The following is a 17,171-nucleotide window of genomic DNA, read 5'->3' on the forward strand; positions in this document are numbered from 1 at the left end:
AAACTCCTAGGGTTCAAAAATCTGACGCCATGACTGACGGCCTGTTGTGGCTCCCGAAACCCCAGTGCGTTGCGGGCCACCAGGACTGCCTATAGTACCTGCCAGAACGCCTTGGCCGGTTTCCGGGTCGCGCACCACGACCTGAGATTCCCCGTTACCCAGCTTGATGCCCGCCACCACTTGAGCATCGCCATTTGCATCAGTGATGTTGTCAGCACTGTCGACCTTGCCATCACCGTTGGTATCGAAGAAGGCCCTGATGCCAACACCCCCGGTTTCGAGAAGTAAGCTGTAAACGTAACCGTCGACGCCGGCAGTACATTGGCCAAACAGAGGTCTCAGCGTCGAAAATAACGCCCGCTGATGATAGACACCGGCCGGCAGAGTCGGCCTGGATACCATTCTTTCTCCCTCCGGCAGGTCCATATACCAGCCCCGCTGAGCCGTTCCACCATATTTCCTGATGGTACGGAAACCACTGCCTTCATCGATAACAAGGACTTTGTGGAGTAGAACCGAATCAGGGTCGCTAGCTTGTACCGCCGTTAAGTTCTCATTACCCGAATCGAACACTCCATATAAACGCTGTTCGCTTCTATCATAGCGATCATCAACGAACTGAAAACTGCCCGTACCAAATAGTACGACCAGGGTGCTGGAATCACCGGGCTTGAACTCAAGCTGCGCAGGCGCGGTAATCGGCTGGTCAGCTTGACCTTCCAGGAGCTTCTGCGGTGCACTCGACAGATCGGATAAATCAAAACGCCACATATTGCCCTGCTGGTCGCCCGCATAGGCATATTGACTGAAGCCATTGTAGTCTGGCCAGCGCGTTGCCGTAGGCGGTGCCAGTCCATTGGGATTGTCAGCCCCTCCGACGCCAGTATTCCAGCGCTTTAGCAACTGCCCGGTTTCTAGATCGACAACGAACAAGGCGGCTTGCTGAGTCTCGCTGTTATAGCCGTTGCCGAACAATACCACCCAGCGAGATCCTCCCTGATAGCGGATCTTGGAGATTGAAGGACGCGTCACGCCTTCTCCCAGCGCCACGTCGGAGAATTCCCATAGCACGTTCTCCGCGCTCATTTCCTCGGGCTTGGATACATCAAGCGCAAATACCGTACGTCCACCGGCCCCCATGGTGCCCACGACGACCGCATCCGGGCCATCTTCTATTTCGACGTTACGGGCGACCGGCGAGCCATCGACAAAGTATCGGTGAGTGTAATCAAGCGCCATCAGTGATTCTAGCGGTGCTTTATTGCCTCGCTGGTCGTTGACTAATTCACTGGGAAGGTAGGCAAATAGCTCTTTCCCATTATCGGCGGAGAAACCATGCAGCATGCCATCGTTAGCACCGACGAAAACCATACCGAGGCGATCGCTGCTGCTTGGCGGTGTAAGCAAGAAAGGCGCGCTATTCACGATATCGCCAAGCAGGTTAGGTTCTTCCTGACCGTCGGGAATACGGCTACGCAAGCCTTCGACCTCTTTGCCGTACAGCCAGCGAATTTGCCCTGCACTTAGATCGCTGCTGCTGGTACTCAGGATCTGGCCATTGCCGCCGCGCGAGGTTAACAGCAGCCGGTTGTCCGGTGACTGCTCGCGCAAATTATCCTCAGCATCCCACTTTACTTTCCGCTCGCTGCCGGAAAGTAACTGATAGCCCTTGAGCTCCCCCGACCAGTCGGTGCTGCGAAACCCAGCCGAGAAGAGCTGCGTATTCGGTCCAATAGTGTCGTTACTCACCACTACCGGTACGACAGACGCCTCCTGGCGAGAGACGATCGTGCCCAACGCGGTATTCAACCCGTCGACAAACGCTTGAGGATTGGACGCATTGAAGAAACCGCCACGGCCGTTTACTGACGCATGCAGCAGATCATCCAAGCGTGCTTGGTTTGCGGTATCCGAATCACGGCTGTTGAAATCACTTACACTGGGCCAGTCAACACTCTCTCCATTTTCAACCGCCTGCCAGGCGCTATCTGGATCAATAGAACCTGATACACCAAACCCCACACCAAAGGTGGCCATGTGCTGCCAGAAAGCAGGATCCTGAGTATTGACAGGCACATCATTCGCCAAGTCATCGCGGATGTCTCTTTTCCAAAAGTGCATCGCCACATCGGCAAGCGTTGATGACACATCATCGGCATAGGGTGCGGTGGCGGGATATCGATAAGTTCGATCATCAGAACCTTCAATAGTAGGCCCTGCATCCCCATCGGAGTTATTAATACCTGGAGGATTATTCCCACTCCGATAGCCGTCGGTCATCATCAGCGCATAGTTAGCACGGCAGGATTGAAAACCACGGGACTGGTTCGAACTAGGATCATCACGCCAAGGCTCATCATGTTTTTCATAGTAGCTACCGCTACGCTGCAGGCCCCGGCGGAGAGGTGTTCCCTCGGCAGGAACATCGTGAGTATAGAGCTCATCGAAAAAGCCACTGCGTCCTTCTCCTTTAAAGACACGCACGCCCTTCGACACATCTCCCTGAACGACGTTACCGTTGCTATTGATAGTGTCAAAGCCGACCCGTATCGTTTCTCCCAGCTGCGAAAAAGCCTCTCCGATGCCTGCCCGAGCCGCCAGGGTTCTCGAACGATAGTAACTATACCAGTTGGCGAAGTTCTGAATTTCTTCGCCATAGCTACAGCTCGGTGTATTGGCTGAAGCATTGGCACAATCGCTGCGATTCTCGCGCCCCTCCCCTTTAAAGGGCCCATTCCCGAAACGAACCTCCACGCGGCGATAGTGATCAATATCATTATAGCCGCCGCCCAAATAGGTAAAATAAGTCGCTGGGTAGAAGGTCACTTCATAGCTCTCGACCTCTCTATTAAAGCAAAAGAAGAAATTACAAACACGCTCGCTACGCGTAATCGCCTCACAACCCTCGGGCCCCGCCTCTGTAATGCTATTGCAACTGCCTATCCAACGACCCGCCGACTGCGTATTTTCAAACGTAAGGTTACGTCCACCGCGGTTTGGGCTGCTGGGGTTATGGTAGGCATTGATGGGGTTAGCCGCCGCCATTCTGGTACCGTCGGCGCGCGTCCAGGGTCGATAGGTCACGGCGGGGTTATAGTAAAGTGCATTAACTTGCGGTGAGCGGCTATAGGCATTGTAAGCATCGCCCTGATCGAAAGTCGGCACTATATTGGCGTATTCATCTGCTCGAAAACCAGTCTGGTAGACATTATCAGCCCGTGGATAAATAAAACGTGCTGACTCGGCAATATTTGACTCTGGCATATTTTCAAAGCGCATGGAGCCTGAATCATCGATGATGAACATCAGGTTCGGGTCGACTCTGGGGCCTACTGAAAGTGGTGCCTGTGCCAGGCCGGCTGCCTGTGCCATCTGCACAGCCCCCACAAGAAGTGGCAGTAGGGTGCCAAGAAAATATCGTATACGCATGAGCATGCCTTTAATCACCTGGGATGTACCAGCTCTGCAACACCACGCGGCTATTTGGTGAACCACCATAGCCAACTGCATTAATCTGATAAATAGGATAGGGATTATTATTGTCATCCCCCTCTCCAGCCTGCCCTGCCAAGCCACTAGGGTGCCAGATATAGTATCTCGGGCTGCTACTTAACCGTTTTGCATTCAAAGACGTTTTGGTCAAAGAACTATCGTTCCCATTCCACTGGGTGTCCTTGATATTATTCCCCTTACTTGCCTGCTCTTCCGCAGCCTTCAAGGCGGCTTCTGCTGCTTGAAAAGCCATGGCATGATCTCGCTGGTTGGCGACCATACGCTCCTGCAGCGTGGCGTCCTGAACGGAAGATACCGCTAGCAAACTCAACAACAGCAGAAAAAACAGCGAGACAATCAGGGCCATGCCTTGTTGCCGATAAGCGGGAGGCCGGGGCAGCGATTGAGGACACAGAGGCCCAGCGCGCAACGATGGCATCATCTCCTCCCCTCGACCAAACGATTTCGCAAGGCAATCGTTGTCGTAAAGCCTTGATAAAGCCGAAGATCATCTTTCCCAGCCTGGAAATCGATATCGCCGACCGTCACCTTGGCGGGGCTATCTAGCACATTGGTCTCAGACGAGCGCAGCAGCAGGCTAACGCGAACAGCGGAGATATCCCGCCAGCCAGCGCTCGGTGGCGCTTGCACATATTTGTCGCCTACTAAAAATCGTAGCTCCATATCCACCACCGGGCTCGCCAATGTTTCTGAACGACCAGAGACCACATCACGACGCCTAAGGCCAGGCTCACTACGAGTACTGTCCCAGCCAATGTAGTAAATACTCGCCTCAGGCTTTCCAATCCAGCTGGCCCCTCCGGTAAAAGCTTGGGTAAAGGGCTTAGGAGCGCTCAGCTTTTTATCGCTGGTCGTCTCGACGATTTCGCAGTTATTTTTTTCGATAAAGGCCAGAAGGTCTCCAGTCTCCAGCGTACCCTCATTACCCAGCGTTACGTTTTGGCCGCCGGCATTGATATCCTGGACTACGCGTTGCTCGGCTGGCGTGGCCGCATGATGAATCAGCAACAGGTTGCCTTGCTGATAATCATTGGCGCCTATCCCTGAGGTATAGGCATCGTTACCTCGACTTTGCCAGCCTCCTACCGCATCGAAGCGATCATTCGGGAATATATTGTTGGCCGTACCATCTTTCAGATTCAGCACTAAGCCAACGCCTGACCCTGCATCGCCCTGGCAGGCGGGCGCATAACCGGCGTGACGAAGGTCGCGCTGCAATACATCCAGTACAAAGCGACCGTTTTCCTGTACCTCGGAGAGGGCATTCTGTAAGCGGTAGGTGCGCTGATTAGCACTGAATAACTGATAAATGCCTGCGGTGATCACCAACGCTAGCACCAGCACTATCATCAGCTCGATAAGGTTCGCACCACGCTGGCGCGACAGTCTCGAATAATGAACATCTCTCATGGCCGCACCCATGTCTCGAAGCGTTGCTTATTGCCGCCCAAGCTTGGGGATGAGGACCATTCTACGGTGATAACAGCTTCATCACCGTTAACGACCACACTGCCATCACCGCCCGGCAAAGCGGATGCGATATCGCCCAGCCAATCGGTCAGATCACGCTTGGCAAGGCTGCTGCCACTGGGTTTGCCATCCTTGATTGCAATGGCGTAGGTATTCAGTTGATCTTCATTGGCCCGTATTCGATCTCCCAAGTCGTAGGCTAGGCTTTCGGCCTGACTGCGCAGGTAGGCTTCCCGATCCAGGGCGAGCGAGCGTGTCTGCAGGGCAACCATGCCGAGGATGCCGATCCCGAGTACGAGCAGCGCGATCAGCACCTCTATCAACGAAACACCGCTTTGACGTGTCATGGTGGGCAAGAGCTCCCTGCTGCTATTGAACCACTGGGGGCAACCGATAGAACCTGGCTTTTCCCACCCGCACTCAGCGTCAGACAATAGCTACTGGCGCCGGCAGGCCGGCCAAAGGAGTTGAAGGTGACGGTGGCGCTACTGGTGACGGTGACACCGTCATCTCGGGCCGCTTGTTGCTGAATCACCGTCCCGTTGGTTTTATCAGTCACCAGTTGCCAGCCAGTACTCCAGTCGTTTCCGCACTGTTTGAGGCCGCATAGCGTCAGCGTGCGGTTACGCTTGATAGCCTCGCTGCGGGCGAGCCGTAAGGTAGCGTTGAGGTTATTGGTCACGGCCGTTAGTCGGCTGTCACTCACTAACCCGGAAAAACTCGGCACGGCAACGGTCGCAATGATGACGATCAAAGCAACCGTCACCAGCAACTCGATTAGCGTAAAGCCTGACTGCCGCCCAAACCGTGTCATTCAGTCCACCTAAAACCTAGCTGCCTTCATTAATCCATCCCAGCCCAGTATGTCGCAGGAAGACTAACGACGTCATACCCAAGACCAAAAAAACCGGGCCTGGGCCCGGTTCCTATTGGTAGCGGCCCGCCTGAACCTCAGGCGGTAGCCATGCTAACCGCTGGCGATCACCTGCTCGCGCAGTTCCTTAGGCATCGAGAAGGTGATGGTCTCCTCTCGGCCGGCGAGTTCCTCAGGCGCCTCGGCGCCCAGCGCCTGAAGACGATCTATCACACCCTTGACCAGCACCTCGGGAGCGCTGGCACCGGCGGTGATGCCGATCTGCTCGACGCCTTCGAGCCAGCCGGCCTCGATCTGCTCGGCGTCATCGACCAGGTAGGCCGGAGTGCCGACCCGCTCGGACAGCTCACGCAGGCGATTGGAGTTGGAACTGTTGGGGCTGCCCACCACCAGCACCAGTTGACTGTCGGCGGCGAGTTCACGCACCGCATCCTGACGGTTCTGGGTCGCGTAGCAGATGTCATCCTTGCGCGGGCCCTGAATCTCAGGGAACTTGGCGCGCAGCGCATCGATCACCCGGGCGGTGTCGTCCATCGACAGCGTGGTCTGGGTGACGAAGGCCAGGCGGCTCGGGTCCTTGACCTCGAGGGCCGCCACATCGGCCTCGTCTTCGACCAGGTAAATGGCGCCGCCATAACCCGCGTCGTAGCGGCCCATGGTGCCCTCCACCTCAGGGTGGCCGTGATGACCGATCAGGATGCACTCTTGGCCGCGCCGCGCGTAACGCAGCACTTCCATGTGCACCTTGGTCACCAACGGGCAGGTGGCATCGAAGACCCGCAGGCCGCGACGATCGGCCTCCTCCTGCACCGCACGGGACACGCCGTGGGCGGAAAAGATCACGATCACATCGTCGGGGACCTCGTGGAGCTCCTCGACGAAGACCGCCCCGCGCTCGCGCAGAGTGTCGACCACGAAGCGATTGTGGACCACCTCATGGCGTACGTAGATAGGCGCGCCGAAGACATCGAGGGCGCGATTGACGATCTCGATGGCCCGATCGACGCCGGCACAGAAACCGCGCGGGTTGGCCAACTTGATTTGCATATGTTGCCTTGCCTTGATGCCTAGGCATCGCATCTTGGATTTTGTCAGCGGACGTGGCTGCGCTGGGGGCGGGCCATTGCGAAGGCGCTGTAAACCCTTCCCTGGGCGCTACTTTTGCCATCCATGGCAAAAGACCTTCGCCCCATTCAGCCCACAGCGCCACTCACCAGAAAGCACTCAACTAGGGGCATCAGTGAGTGGTCGCCGGGGCGACCTTGATCACGTCGACCTCGAAGGTCAGGGTACGCCCGGCCAGCGGGTGGTTGAAGTCCACCGTCACCTGTTCGCCATCGATCTCTGCGATCACGCCAGGCAGTTCACCGCCAGCGGCATCGGCGAAGGACATCACCATGCCCACCTCCGGCACCTCGCCCTCGAAGTCATCACGCTTCATCAGTTGCACGTTCTGCGGGTTGTGCTGACCGAAGGCATGCTCCGGGGTGATATCGTAGCTGCCGGTGTCGCCGTCGGTGAGCCCGGTCAGCGGCGCTTCGAAGCCCGGAGGCAGGTTACCGTCGCCGACCTGAAAGGTAGCCGGCGCCTTGTCACGGGTGGAATCCACCACCGTGCCATCCTCGAGCTTGAGGGTGAAGTGAAGGGTCACTTCCATGCCCTCGTCGATGCGGTAGTCGCTCATCTGGTTGGCTCCGTCAGGAACTGGCTCGCCCGCGGCGGGCGTCGCGCAGGGATTCGATGATCAGGCTGATGGCGCCCAGGGTAATGGCGACATCGGCCAGGTTGAAGGCCGGGAAGTAGGCCTGGCCCCAGTGGAACGACAGGAAATCGACCACGTAGCCATGCACCAACCGGTCATAGAGATTGCCGAGCGCACCGCCGATGATCAGCGCCAGCGCCACGGCCAGCAGCGTCTCGCCGGCGCGCAGCCGACGCATCCAGACGGTAAGGCCGATACTGGCGCCGATGGCGATGACAGCGAACAGCCAGCGCTGCCAACCGTCGTGCCCGGCAAGGAAACTGAAGGCGGCGCCGGTGTTATGCAAGAGCGTCAGGTTGAAGACCGGCAGCACCTCCACCGGACGGGCGTAGACCAACATGGCCGAGGCCAGCACCTTGCTGCCAAAGTCGGCAACGATCACGGCAAGCGATAGCCATAGCCAGCGCAGCGGCCGCGTCATCGGCGGCGCGCTGTGCTGATCGGCCTTGGCAGCGGCTGATGGTTCTTGATCAGGCATAGTGACGCGTCTCGCCGGGGCCGTCAGGCAGGTTGGTGATGCAGCGCCCGCATAGATCCGGGTGATCCGGGTGGCTGCCCACGTCGGCACGATGGTGCCAGCAGCGCTCGCACTTGGTGTGGGCGCTTTCCACAACGCTGACCTTCAGGCCCTCAAGCTCAGTGGCCTCAGCGGCACTGCCTTCCGCCAGAGGCGCAAGGCGCACGTCGCTGGTCAGCAGCACGAAGCGCAACTCATCGCCGAGCTTGGCCAGGGTCGCCTCGAGGGCGTCATCGACGTAGAGCGTTACCTCAGCGGCCAGACCGCTCTTGATCTGCTTGGCGTTGCGGGCGTCTTCGAGACACTTGTTGACCGCCTGCTTGACCTCGAGCACCCGTGACCAGAACTCGCGGCCCAGCGTCGCGTCCGCGGCGAGCGTGGAGAGCCCCTCGAAATAGGTCTCGAGCAGCACGCTATCAGCGCGCTTGCCGGGAATGTTCTCGTAGATTTCCTCAGCGGTGAACGACAGGATCGGGGCGACCCAGCGCGCCAGCGCCTCGACCACCCGATAGAGCGCCGTCTGGGCACTGCGCCGGGCCAGCGAGTCGCGCTGAGTGGTGTACTGGCGGTCCTTGATCACATCCAGGTAGAAGCCACCGAGCTCCAGCGAGCAGAAGGAATGCACCTGCTGGTAGACCTCGAGGAAGCGATACTCTTCATAGGCGGTTTCGATGCGCGCCTGTAGCTGGGCCGCCCGGTCGACCACCCACTGGTCCAGCGACAACATGTCCTCAAAGGCCACGGCGTCCCGCTCGGGCTCGAAGCCATTGAGGTTGGCGAGCAGGAAGCGCGAGGTATTGCGAATCCGCCGGTAGACATCGGCGGTACGCTTGAGGATCTCATCGGAAACCGCCATCTCGCCGGAATAGTCGGTAGAGGACACCCAAAGGCGCAGGATATCGGCGCCGAGCTTGTCCATGACTTCCTGGGGCGCGACCACGTTACCCAGCGACTTGGACTGTTTGCGTCCCTTCTCGTCCACGGTAAAGCCGTGGGTCAGCAAGCCCTTGTAAGGAGGATGACCGTCGACGGCAGTGCCGGTGAGCAACGAGGAATGGAACCAGCCACGGTGCTGATCGGAGCCTTCCAGGTACAGATCGGCGATCGGCCCTTCGGTATGACCATAGGGGTGTGAGCCGCGTAGCACGTGATAGTGGGTGGTACCGGAATCGAACCACACGTCCAGGGTATCGGTGACCTTTTCAAAGTCGGCCGCCTCGTCGCCGAGCAGCTCGGCCGAATCGAGGTTGAACCAGGCATCGATGCCCTCGACCTCGACACGCTTGGCGACGTCTTCCATCAGCTCGACGGTGCGCGGGTGCAGCTCGCCGGTCTGCTTGTGCAGGAAGAACGGGATCGGCACGCCCCAGTTACGCTGGCGGGAGATGCACCAGTCCGGGCGGTTAGCGATCATCGAGTGCAGACGCGCCTTGCCCCAGGCCGGCACGAACTGGGTCTGCTCGATGCCATCAAGGGCCGCTTCGCGCAGGGTACGACCATCACGGGCGGTAACGTCCATGCCGACGAACCACTGCGCGGTGGCGCGGTAGATGATCGGTGTCTTGTGGCGCCAGCAGTGCATATAGCTGTGAGTGATGGTCTTGTGGGCCATCAGCGCACCGACCTCATCCAGAGCGGCGACGATCTTCGGGTTGGCCTTCCAGATCATCATGCCGCCGAACATCGGCAGGTCATCGACGTAGACGCCATCGCCCTGTACCGGGCTGATGAAGTCATCGAATTCCAGGCCATAGGCGCGGCAGGTGTTGAAGTCGTCCACACCGTGAGTCGGCGAGGAGTGCACGATGCCGGTGCTGCCCTCATCGCAGGTGACGTAGTCGGCCAGGTGCACCGTCGAGGCGCGCTCATAGAGCGGGTGGCGGAACTCGATCAGGTCGAGGGCCTCGCCGCGAGCGGTAGCGACGACCTCGCCCTCGAGGCCGAAGCGCGCAAGACAGCTCTCGACCAGATCCTCGGCCAGCAGCAGCAGGCGATCACCCACGTCGACCAGGGCGTAGTTGAACTCCGGGTGGACGTTGAGCGCCTGGTTGGCGGGAATGGTCCAGGGCGTGGTGGTCCAGATCACCACCGCCGCGGGCTTGCTAAGCTCCGTGAGGCCGAAGGCCGCCGCCAGCTTGGCGTCATCGCCGCTGGGGAAGGCGACATCGATGGCTTCGGACTTCTTGTCGGCGTACTCCACCTCGGCTTCGGCCAGTGCCGAGCCACAGTCGAAACACCAGTTGACCGGTTTCAGCCCCTTGAAGACATAGCCTCCCTTGACCATCTCGGCCAGCGCCCGGATCTCACCGGCCTCGTTGACGAAATCCATGGTGCGATAGGGATTGTCCCAGTCGCCGATCACCCCCAGCCGTATAAAGCCCTGGCGCTGATCCTCGATCTGCTCGCCGGCATACTCGCGGCACAACTCGCGGGCCCGCTGCGGCTCCAGACGCTTGCCATGAGTGGTCTCGACCTTGTGCTCGATGGGCAGGCCATGACAGTCCCAGCCGGGCACGTAGGGCGCGTCGTAGCCAGCAAGGCTCTTCGACTTGACGATGATGTCCTTGAGGATCTTGTTGAGCGCATGCCCTAGGTGAATACTGCCGTTAGCGTAGGGAGGGCCGTCGTGGAGCACGAAGAGTTCCTTGCCCTGGCGCTCCTGGCGCAGGCGCTGATAGAGCGCCATTTCCTGCCAGCGAGCCACCCGGGCGGGCTCTCGCTTGGGCAGCATCCCGCGCATCGGGAAGTCGGTCTCGGGCAGATTCAGTGTGTGCTTGTAATCGCTCATAGCCTTGGGGTCAGCCGTCATCTTGGTCGGTAGGGGCCGGGCCCACCGAGGAGTCAGAAGTCGCGGCTTCGCGCGCCAGAGGCGCCGATGCCAAAGGAAGTCCGGTAGAACGTGAAATTGAAGAGGCAGCAGAAGATGCCGCGTCATCAGCAAAGCCGGCAGCGTCCTGCCGCGCCTCACTTTCTTGCGTTGTCGCTGCTGCCGTCACCATCAACCCATGGCGCGCAAAGTAATGCCTCGCCTGGGTCTGATCGACCTTGATCTGCTGCTTGAGAGCATCCAGCCCATCGAAGGTGATCTCGCCCCGCAGCCGGGCGCAGGGGTAGACGCGCAGCCGCTGGCCGTAGAGGTCCTCGTTGACATCGAACAGATGCACTTCGAGCACGGGGCGCTTGCTGCCCACCGTGGGCCGCCAGCCGATATTGGCCACCCCGGGCAGGAAGCGGCCATCGCTCAGCTCAGTGATCACCGCATAGACGCCCCGCAGCGCCAGGGGCTGAAGGAGCAACGGCACATTGGCGGTGGGCACGCCGATGGTGCGACCAAGCTGCTGATCGACGATCACTCGCCCGGCTAGCCGATAGGGGCGCCCCAGCATCCGCGCCGCCTGAGCGAAGTTACCGCTCGCCAACAGGGTCCGCACTCGGGTACTCGAGACACGCTCGTCATCGAGCAGGAAGGTGCGCGTGTGCTCGACGTCGAAGCCGCACTCCTCACCCACCCTGGCCAACAGCGCGAAGTCACCGTCCCGCTCGCGGCCGAAGCGGAAGTCATCACCGACCACCAGATGGCGCACGCCCAGGCCTGCGACCAGGACGCGTTCGATGAACTGGCGCGCTGTCAGGCTGCGCAGCGCATCATTGAACGGCAGGCACAGCACCTGATCGACGCCGCATTCGGCAAGCAACCGGACCTTGTCGCGCAGCCGGGTAAGCCGCGGCGGGGCCTGGTCGCCGGCGAAAAATTCCCGCGGCTGAGGCTCGAAGACCACCACCGTGACCGGCAGCCCCAGCTTGGCGGCGCGCTCACGCAACTGATCGAGGATCGCCTGATGGCCGCGATGGACGCCATCGAAGTTGCCGATGGTGGCCACGCAGCCTTGCGATGCCTTGGGCAGATTGTGTAGTCCTCGAATCACTCGCATGCGTTACTCGCGCGCCAAGTAAAGGGATCGATTATAACGGCCAGGCCGGCCGGCGCCTATCCATGCCGGCGGGCGCCCCGTTGCTATCCATTCGCCACTAGCCATTCAAGCGAAAGTGGCTCAGCCGAACGCCCAGTGCAGCCAGCCAGGCGAAATAGGCCAGCGCCCCGCCGGCTACCAGAGCGGCCAGGGTTGCGACCCGCAGCCACAGCCCCCAGCCGAGCCACACCTGCCAGTTCGGTGACAGCAGGTAGAGCCCCAGCCCCATCACCGCACAGCCGCCGCCCAATTGCAGGGCAAAGCGCCCCCAGCCGGGCTGGAACACCAGCACGCCATCGCGGCGTAGCCCCCGCGCCAGCAAGCCGGCATTGAGGTAGGCCGAGAGTGCCGTGGCCAAGGCCAGGCCGGCATGCGCCAAGGGCCAGATCAGCATCAGGTTGAAGACCATATTGGCCACCATGGCGATGATGCCGATCTTGACCGGCGTCTTGGTGTCCTGGCGGGCAAAAAAGCCCGGCGCCAACACCTTGATCAGCATGAAGGCCACCAGGCCCAGCGCATAGGCCCTCAGACTCATGGCCGACATGGCGATGTCGTGATCGGTCATGGCGCCATAGTGGAACAGGGTAATCAACAGCGGCTCGGCCAATACGCCAAGCGCCAGCGCCGCGGGCAGGCCCAGCAGCAACACCGCGCGCAATGCCCAATCGAGCATCTTGGCAAAGTGCTCGGCGGACTGCTCGGCGTGGCGCTTGGAAAGCGCCGGCAGAATCACCGTACCGATGGCGATCCCGAACACCCCAAGCGGCAGCTCGACCAGACGGTCGGAGTAATACAGCCAGGACACGCTGCCGGCGGCCAGCAGGGAGGCCAGTACCGTATCCAGCAGCAGGTTGATCTGGGAGACCGACACCCCGAACAGCGCCGGTGCCATCAGGCGCAGCACACGCCGCACGCCCTCGTGGGCGAACGACGGCCAAGGCTTGGGCAACAGCCCCAGCCGGGCAAGGAAGGGCGCTTGGAAAGCGAGCTGGGCGACACCCGCGATCAGCACCCCCCAGGCCAGCGCCATGGCCGGTTCATCCATCAGCGGCGTCAGCAACAGCGCCGCCCCGATCAGCGAAAGGTTGAGCAACACCGGCGTAAAGGCCGGCACCGCGAAGCGATTCCAGGTATTGAGCACGCTGCCGGAAAAAGCGGTCAGCGAGATCAACAACAGATACGGAAAGGTCAGCCTCAGCATGTCGGCGGTCAACGCCAACTTGGTCGGATCGCGGCCGAAACCTGGCGCAAATACCCATACCAACCAGGGCGCGGCAAGCATCGCCAGCGCCGTGATCAGCGCCAACACCACCGTCAGGCTGCCGGCCACCGCATCGAGCAGCTCGCGCACCTCCTCGCGGGTACGGCGAGTCGCGTACTCGGAGAGCACCGGCACGAAGGCCTGATTGAAGGCGCCCTCGGCGAACAGCCGGCGCAGAAAGTTGGGAATCTTGAAGGCCACGAAGAAGGCATCGGCGCCGCTGCCGGCGCCCAGCAAGGCGGCAATGACCACGTCGCGCACCAGCCCCAGCACGCGCGAGAGCATGGTCATGACGCTGACCACCATTCCCGAACGCAGCAGGCCGGCGCGGGCGACGGGCTTCGCTGTTTGCGAAGATGTCGAGTCTTGCTGAGCCACGCGCGATCGTCCCTTCAGTGTTCCCATGCCCTCGTTGCGGGCATCCATGTCGCTCGGGCCGCCCGCAGCACGTCTGGCCTAAAAGCGCCGCGGCCCAAAAGTTTCAGCCATAAAAAAACCGGCCGAAGCCGGTTTTTTCCCTGAGGACCGAATGCCAGGCGCGCGAGGCGCGCCGGCCCATGTCCCTAGGTAGCGTCCGGCTTACGCAGCCAGCGCCTTAATTCGCTTGTTCAGACGGCTCTTGATGCGAGCGGCCTTTTTCTTGGACAGCGCGTCCTTGTCAGCGATGCGGTCGATGACCGGCTGAGCTGTCTTGAACTCTGCCATGGCCTGGCCGTGGTCACCGGTCTGGATCGCCTTGATGACGCGCTTGATGTAGGTACGCACCATGGAACGCTGACCGGCTTTGAGGACGCGACGAGCTTCTGACTGACGAGCGCGCTTACGCGCCTGTTTAGTGTTTGCCACCGTTATCTCCTTGGAGAATCATTACCGGTTTTGCCGGCAACTCTGTATAAGTGTTTGACCTTGCTGGGAAAACCACAAGGCTCCCAACCGGTTTGGCCGTAAAAGTAAACGGGCCGTGTCTGAGAGGATGGCATAGTCTATCACGCGATCCTTGCCCATGCTACAGCCCCCGCCGTCTCTGGGCCGGGAGCCTCTGGGCCATCTCACTAATCGGCCTTATATCACCACCAGATTGTCGCGATGGATCAGCTCGGGGGCTTCCATATAACCGAGCAGGCTTTCGATCTGGTGGCTTGGCTTACCCAGAATGCGCGCGGCATCGTCGGCGCCATAGTTGATCAGCCCCTTGGCGATGCGCTGACCCTGCTCATCGACACATTCCACCATGTCGCCGCGCACGAAGCCGCCGCTGAGCGCCTTGACCCCGACCGGCAGCAGACTCGAGCCCCGCTCACGCAGCACCGTTACGGCTCCGGCATCCAGCGTCAGGCGGCCACGCACCTGCAACTGACCGGCAAGCCAGCGCTTGCGGGCCGCAATAGGGGCCTGCTCCGGACGCAGCAGCGTACCCAAGCGCTCACCCTCCGCCAGACGCGTCAGCACATCGGGCTGGCGACCACTGGCAATGGCGGTGACTGTGCCGGAACGGGCTGCCAGGCGCGCCGCACGCACCTTGGTAGCCATGCCGCCACGCCCTAGCGCACCGCCGCCACCGGCCATCGCCGTCAGCCGCGCATCATCGGCGCGGGCCTCGGGAATCAGGCTCGCCTCAGGGTTATGGCGCGGATCGGCGTCGAAAAGCCCTTCCTGATCGGTAAGGATGATCAGCGCATCGGCTTCGAGCAGGTTGGCCACAAGAGCACCCAAGGTATCGTTATCGCCGAAGCGGATCTCGTCGGTAACCACGGTGTCGTTCTCGTTGACCACCGGCACCACCCGCAGCTCGACCAGCGTGCGCAACGCCGAGCGGGCATTGAGGTAACGCTTGCGGTTAGAGAGATCATCGTGGGTGAGCAGTATCTGTGCAGTGAGCACACCATGCCGGTCGAAGTGGCCTTCATAGCACTCGGTCAGCACGTTCTGGCCCACCGCAGCGGCGGCCTGTAGCGCATGCACGGCACTGGGCCGAGCCTGCCAGCCCAAACGCACCATGCCGGCGGCCACGGCGCCGGAAGATACCAGCACCACTTCTATGCCGCGACGGTGCAGCTCGGCAATCTGGTCGACCCAGCCGCCAATCGCCGCCTCATCGAGGCCGCGGCCGTCGTTGGTCAACAGGGCGCTACCGATCTTCACCACCACGCGCCGCGCACCGGCCAGAGCATCCCGCCCCGGCGCCTGCTCACTGGCCATCATTCCCTGCTCTCCCGAAAAGACACCGCACGCGACATGACATAGCCTACTCGGCGGTCAGGGCGCGTATTCGACTTCGACATCGTAATCATCGTCGTCGAAATCGTCATCATCATCTTCGCCGAAGGTCTTGCGCTTGCGACCCAGCCGCGCCTCGGTGCGCGCTACCGATTCTCGCTCCATGCGCTCACGCATGTCACGCTCGTGCTCGGCGACGGCCTCGTCCTCATTTTCGAGGCGACGCTGCTCGGTCAGCCAGCGATAGACCGCCTGCACCAGCGCATCACAGCCTTCACCGGAGATGGCCGAGATACGGAACACCGGCCCCTGCCAGCCGAGGCGCTCGACGATCTTGTCGGCCACCGCCTGCTGATCTTCTTCGGGAAGCAGGTCGAGCTTATTGAGCACCAGCCAGCGCGGCCGCTCGGACAGCGCCTGAGAGAAGGTCTCGAGCTCGTGCACGATCGCCTCGGCAGACTCCACCGGGTCGGTCTCGTCGAAGGGCGCCACATCAACCACGTGCAGCAGCAGCCGGGTACGGGTCAGGTGCTTGAGGAAGCGCAGACCGAGGCCGGCGCCGTCGGAGGCGCCTTCGATCAGCCCCGGCACGTCCGCCATCACGAAGTGCTGATGCTGACCGAGCTTCACCACCCCAAGGTTCGGCACCAGAGTGGTGAACGGATAGTTGGCGACCTTGGGCTTGGCCGCCGAGACGGCACGAATCAGGGTCGACTTGCCGGCATTGGGCATGCCCAGCAGGCCGACATCCGCCATCACCTTCATCTCGAAGCGCAGGTTGCGGCGCTCGCCTTCGGTGCCCGGCGTAGTACGGCGCGGCGCGCGATTGGTCGAAGACTTGAAATGGATATTGCCAAGCCCCCGGCGGCCGCCCTGGGCGACTAGCACCACCTGACCAATCTCGGTGACGTCGGCGATCACCTCGAGGGTATCCTCGTCGATCACCGTGGTCCCCACCGGCACCTTGACGTGCAGATCCTCGCCGGCGCGGCCGCTCATCTGCCGACCCTGACCGGGCCGTCCGTTCGGGGCCTTGTAAAAGCGCTGGTACTTGAAGTCGATCAGGGTATTGAGGGCGTCGTCACCGATCAGGTAGACGCAACCACCATGGCCGCCATCGCCGCCATCCGGGCCACCCTTGGGCACGTACTTCTCGCGCCGGAAGCTCAGGCAGCCGTTGCCGCCATTGCCGGCTTCAACGATGACCGAGGCTTCGTCGAGGAACTGCATCTCTCACTCTCCTGACGGGATATTACCGTCATGATACGAAAAGGCCCCGCCGGGGCGGGGCCTTTTTCACTGCAGGTTCGCGGCGTCTCAGGCAGAGACGACTGTCACGAACTTGCGGCTTTTCGGACCCTTGGTCTCGAACTTGACCACGCCTTCGTCCAGAGCGAACAGGGTGTGGTCCTTGCCGATGCCAACGCCGGTGCCGGCGTGGAACTTGGTGCCACGCTGACGCACGATGATGTTACCCGGTGCGACGGCCTGGCCGCCGAACAGTTTCACACCAAGACGCTTGGATTCGGAATCGCGACCGTTGCGGGTAGAGCCCGCCGCCTTCTTATGTGCCATTACGAAAA

The 17,171-nt window shown here is 60.9% G+C and carries 15 protein-coding genes; all 15 read right to left on the bottom strand.

Translation table 11 applies throughout. The features are described 5' to 3' along the window. Window positions 1–6: 6 nt before the first annotated feature. On the bottom strand, window positions 7–3,435 hold the full coding sequence (locus BLR71_RS12730; protein ID WP_175491679.1) for a pilus assembly protein: 3,429 nt from the start codon (window positions 3,433–3,435) through the stop codon (window positions 7–9). Window positions 3,436–3,439: 4 nt separating this feature from the next. Further along, window positions 3,440–3,859, bottom strand: a complete 420-nt coding sequence (locus tag BLR71_RS12735; protein WP_175491680.1) for a pilus assembly PilX family protein — start codon at window positions 3,857–3,859, stop codon at window positions 3,440–3,442. 71 nt (window positions 3,860–3,930) lie between these two features. Next, on the bottom strand, window positions 3,931–4,923 hold the full coding sequence (locus BLR71_RS12740; RefSeq protein WP_175491681.1) for a PilW family protein: 993 nt from the start codon (window positions 4,921–4,923) through the stop codon (window positions 3,931–3,933). Next, window positions 4,920–5,330 carry a type IV pilus modification protein PilV gene (gene pilV, locus BLR71_RS12745; protein ID WP_092527025.1) on the bottom strand — a complete coding sequence of 137 codons (411 nt, stop codon included), beginning with the start codon at window positions 5,328–5,330 and terminating at the stop codon, window positions 4,920–4,922. Before pilV ends, BLR71_RS12740 begins: the two co-directional genes overlap by 4 nt. Next, window positions 5,327–5,797, bottom strand: coding sequence for a GspH/FimT family pseudopilin (locus BLR71_RS12750; RefSeq protein WP_092527027.1), 471 nt, complete (start codon window positions 5,795–5,797; stop codon window positions 5,327–5,329). Before BLR71_RS12750 ends, pilV begins: the two co-directional genes overlap by 4 nt. A gap of 153 nt (window positions 5,798–5,950) precedes the next feature. Next, window positions 5,951–6,904, bottom strand: coding sequence for a 4-hydroxy-3-methylbut-2-enyl diphosphate reductase (ispH, locus tag BLR71_RS12755; protein ID WP_175491682.1), 954 nt, complete (start codon window positions 6,902–6,904; stop codon window positions 5,951–5,953). 190 nt (window positions 6,905–7,094) lie between these two features. Further along, window positions 7,095–7,541, bottom strand: a complete 447-nt coding sequence (gene fkpB / locus BLR71_RS12760) for an FKBP-type peptidyl-prolyl cis-trans isomerase (protein WP_092527031.1) — start codon at window positions 7,539–7,541, stop codon at window positions 7,095–7,097. Window positions 7,542–7,554: 13 nt separating this feature from the next. Beyond that, window positions 7,555–8,097 (bottom strand): signal peptidase II, encoded by a 543-nt coding sequence (gene lspA, locus BLR71_RS12765; protein ID WP_092527032.1) that lies wholly within the window; start codon window positions 8,095–8,097, stop codon window positions 7,555–7,557. Beyond that, entirely contained in the window at window positions 8,090–10,924 is a 2,835-nt protein-coding gene (gene ileS, locus BLR71_RS12770) for an isoleucine--tRNA ligase (RefSeq protein WP_175491683.1), read from the bottom strand. Before ileS ends, lspA begins: the two co-directional genes overlap by 8 nt. Window positions 10,925–10,934: 10 nt before the next feature. Further along, entirely contained in the window at window positions 10,935–12,068 is a 1,134-nt protein-coding gene (ribF, locus tag BLR71_RS12775) for a bifunctional riboflavin kinase/FAD synthetase (RefSeq protein WP_092527034.1), read from the bottom strand. Window positions 12,069–12,165: 97 nt separating this feature from the next. After that, on the bottom strand, window positions 12,166–13,776 hold the full coding sequence (gene murJ / locus BLR71_RS12780; protein ID WP_092527282.1) for a murein biosynthesis integral membrane protein MurJ: 1,611 nt from the start codon (window positions 13,774–13,776) through the stop codon (window positions 12,166–12,168). Window positions 13,777–13,950: 174 nt separating this feature from the next. Beyond that, on the bottom strand, window positions 13,951–14,217 hold the full coding sequence (gene rpsT / locus BLR71_RS12785; protein WP_092527035.1) for a 30S ribosomal protein S20: 267 nt from the start codon (window positions 14,215–14,217) through the stop codon (window positions 13,951–13,953). 216 nt (window positions 14,218–14,433) lie between these two features. Beyond that, window positions 14,434–15,573, bottom strand: a complete 1,140-nt coding sequence (gene proB / locus BLR71_RS12790) for a glutamate 5-kinase (protein ID WP_092527036.1) — start codon at window positions 15,571–15,573, stop codon at window positions 14,434–14,436. A gap of 54 nt (window positions 15,574–15,627) precedes the next feature. Next, window positions 15,628–16,818: an Obg family GTPase CgtA gene (gene cgtA, locus BLR71_RS12795; protein ID WP_092527037.1), complete on the bottom strand. Its 1,191-nt coding sequence runs from the start codon at window positions 16,816–16,818 to the stop codon at window positions 15,628–15,630. 87 nt (window positions 16,819–16,905) lie between these two features. Continuing rightward, window positions 16,906–17,163 carry a 50S ribosomal protein L27 gene (gene rpmA, locus BLR71_RS12800; RefSeq protein ID WP_092527038.1) on the bottom strand — a complete coding sequence of 86 codons (258 nt, stop codon included), beginning with the start codon at window positions 17,161–17,163 and terminating at the stop codon, window positions 16,906–16,908. Window positions 17,164–17,171: the final 8 nt, after the last annotated feature.

It is taken from the genome of Onishia taeanensis (assembly GCF_900100755.1).
Lineage (GTDB): Bacteria > Pseudomonadota > Gammaproteobacteria > Pseudomonadales > Halomonadaceae > Onishia > Onishia taeanensis.

Bases quoted from the DNA above. Each gene is read 5' to 3' on its own strand.
- BLR71_RS12730 (WP_175491679.1), bottom strand. From the start codon at position 3,435: ATGCTCATGCGTATACGATATTTTCTTGGCACCCTACTGCCACTTCTT.
- BLR71_RS12735 (WP_175491680.1), bottom strand. From the start codon at position 3,859: ATGGCCCTGATTGTCTCGCTGTTTTTTCTGCTGTTGTTGAGTTTGCTA.
- BLR71_RS12740 (WP_175491681.1), bottom strand. From the start codon at position 4,923: ATGAGAGATGTTCATTATTCGAGACTGTCGCGCCAGCGTGGTGCGAAC.
- pilV (WP_092527025.1), bottom strand. From the start codon at position 5,330: ATGACACGTCAAAGCGGTGTTTCGTTGATAGAGGTGCTGATCGCGCTG.
- BLR71_RS12750 (WP_092527027.1), bottom strand. From the start codon at position 5,797: ATGACACGGTTTGGGCGGCAGTCAGGCTTTACGCTAATCGAGTTGCTG.
- ispH (WP_175491682.1), bottom strand. From the start codon at position 6,904: ATGCAAATCAAGTTGGCCAACCCGCGCGGTTTCTGTGCCGGCGTCGAT.
- fkpB (WP_092527031.1), bottom strand. From the start codon at position 7,541: ATGAGCGACTACCGCATCGACGAGGGCATGGAAGTGACCCTTCACTTC.
- lspA (WP_092527032.1), bottom strand. From the start codon at position 8,097: ATGCCTGATCAAGAACCATCAGCCGCTGCCAAGGCCGATCAGCACAGC.
- ileS (WP_175491683.1), bottom strand. From the start codon at position 10,924: ATGAGCGATTACAAGCACACACTGAATCTGCCCGAGACCGACTTCCCG.
- ribF (WP_092527034.1), bottom strand. From the start codon at position 12,068: ATGCGAGTGATTCGAGGACTACACAATCTGCCCAAGGCATCGCAAGGC.
- murJ (WP_092527282.1), bottom strand. From the start codon at position 13,776: ATGGGAACACTGAAGGGACGATCGCGCGTGGCTCAGCAAGACTCGACA.
- proB (WP_092527036.1), bottom strand. From the start codon at position 15,573: ATGATGGCCAGTGAGCAGGCGCCGGGGCGGGATGCTCTGGCCGGTGCG.
- cgtA (WP_092527037.1), bottom strand. From the start codon at position 16,818: ATGCAGTTCCTCGACGAAGCCTCGGTCATCGTTGAAGCCGGCAATGGC.
- rpmA (WP_092527038.1), bottom strand. From the start codon at position 17,163: ATGGCACATAAGAAGGCGGCGGGCTCTACCCGCAACGGTCGCGATTCC.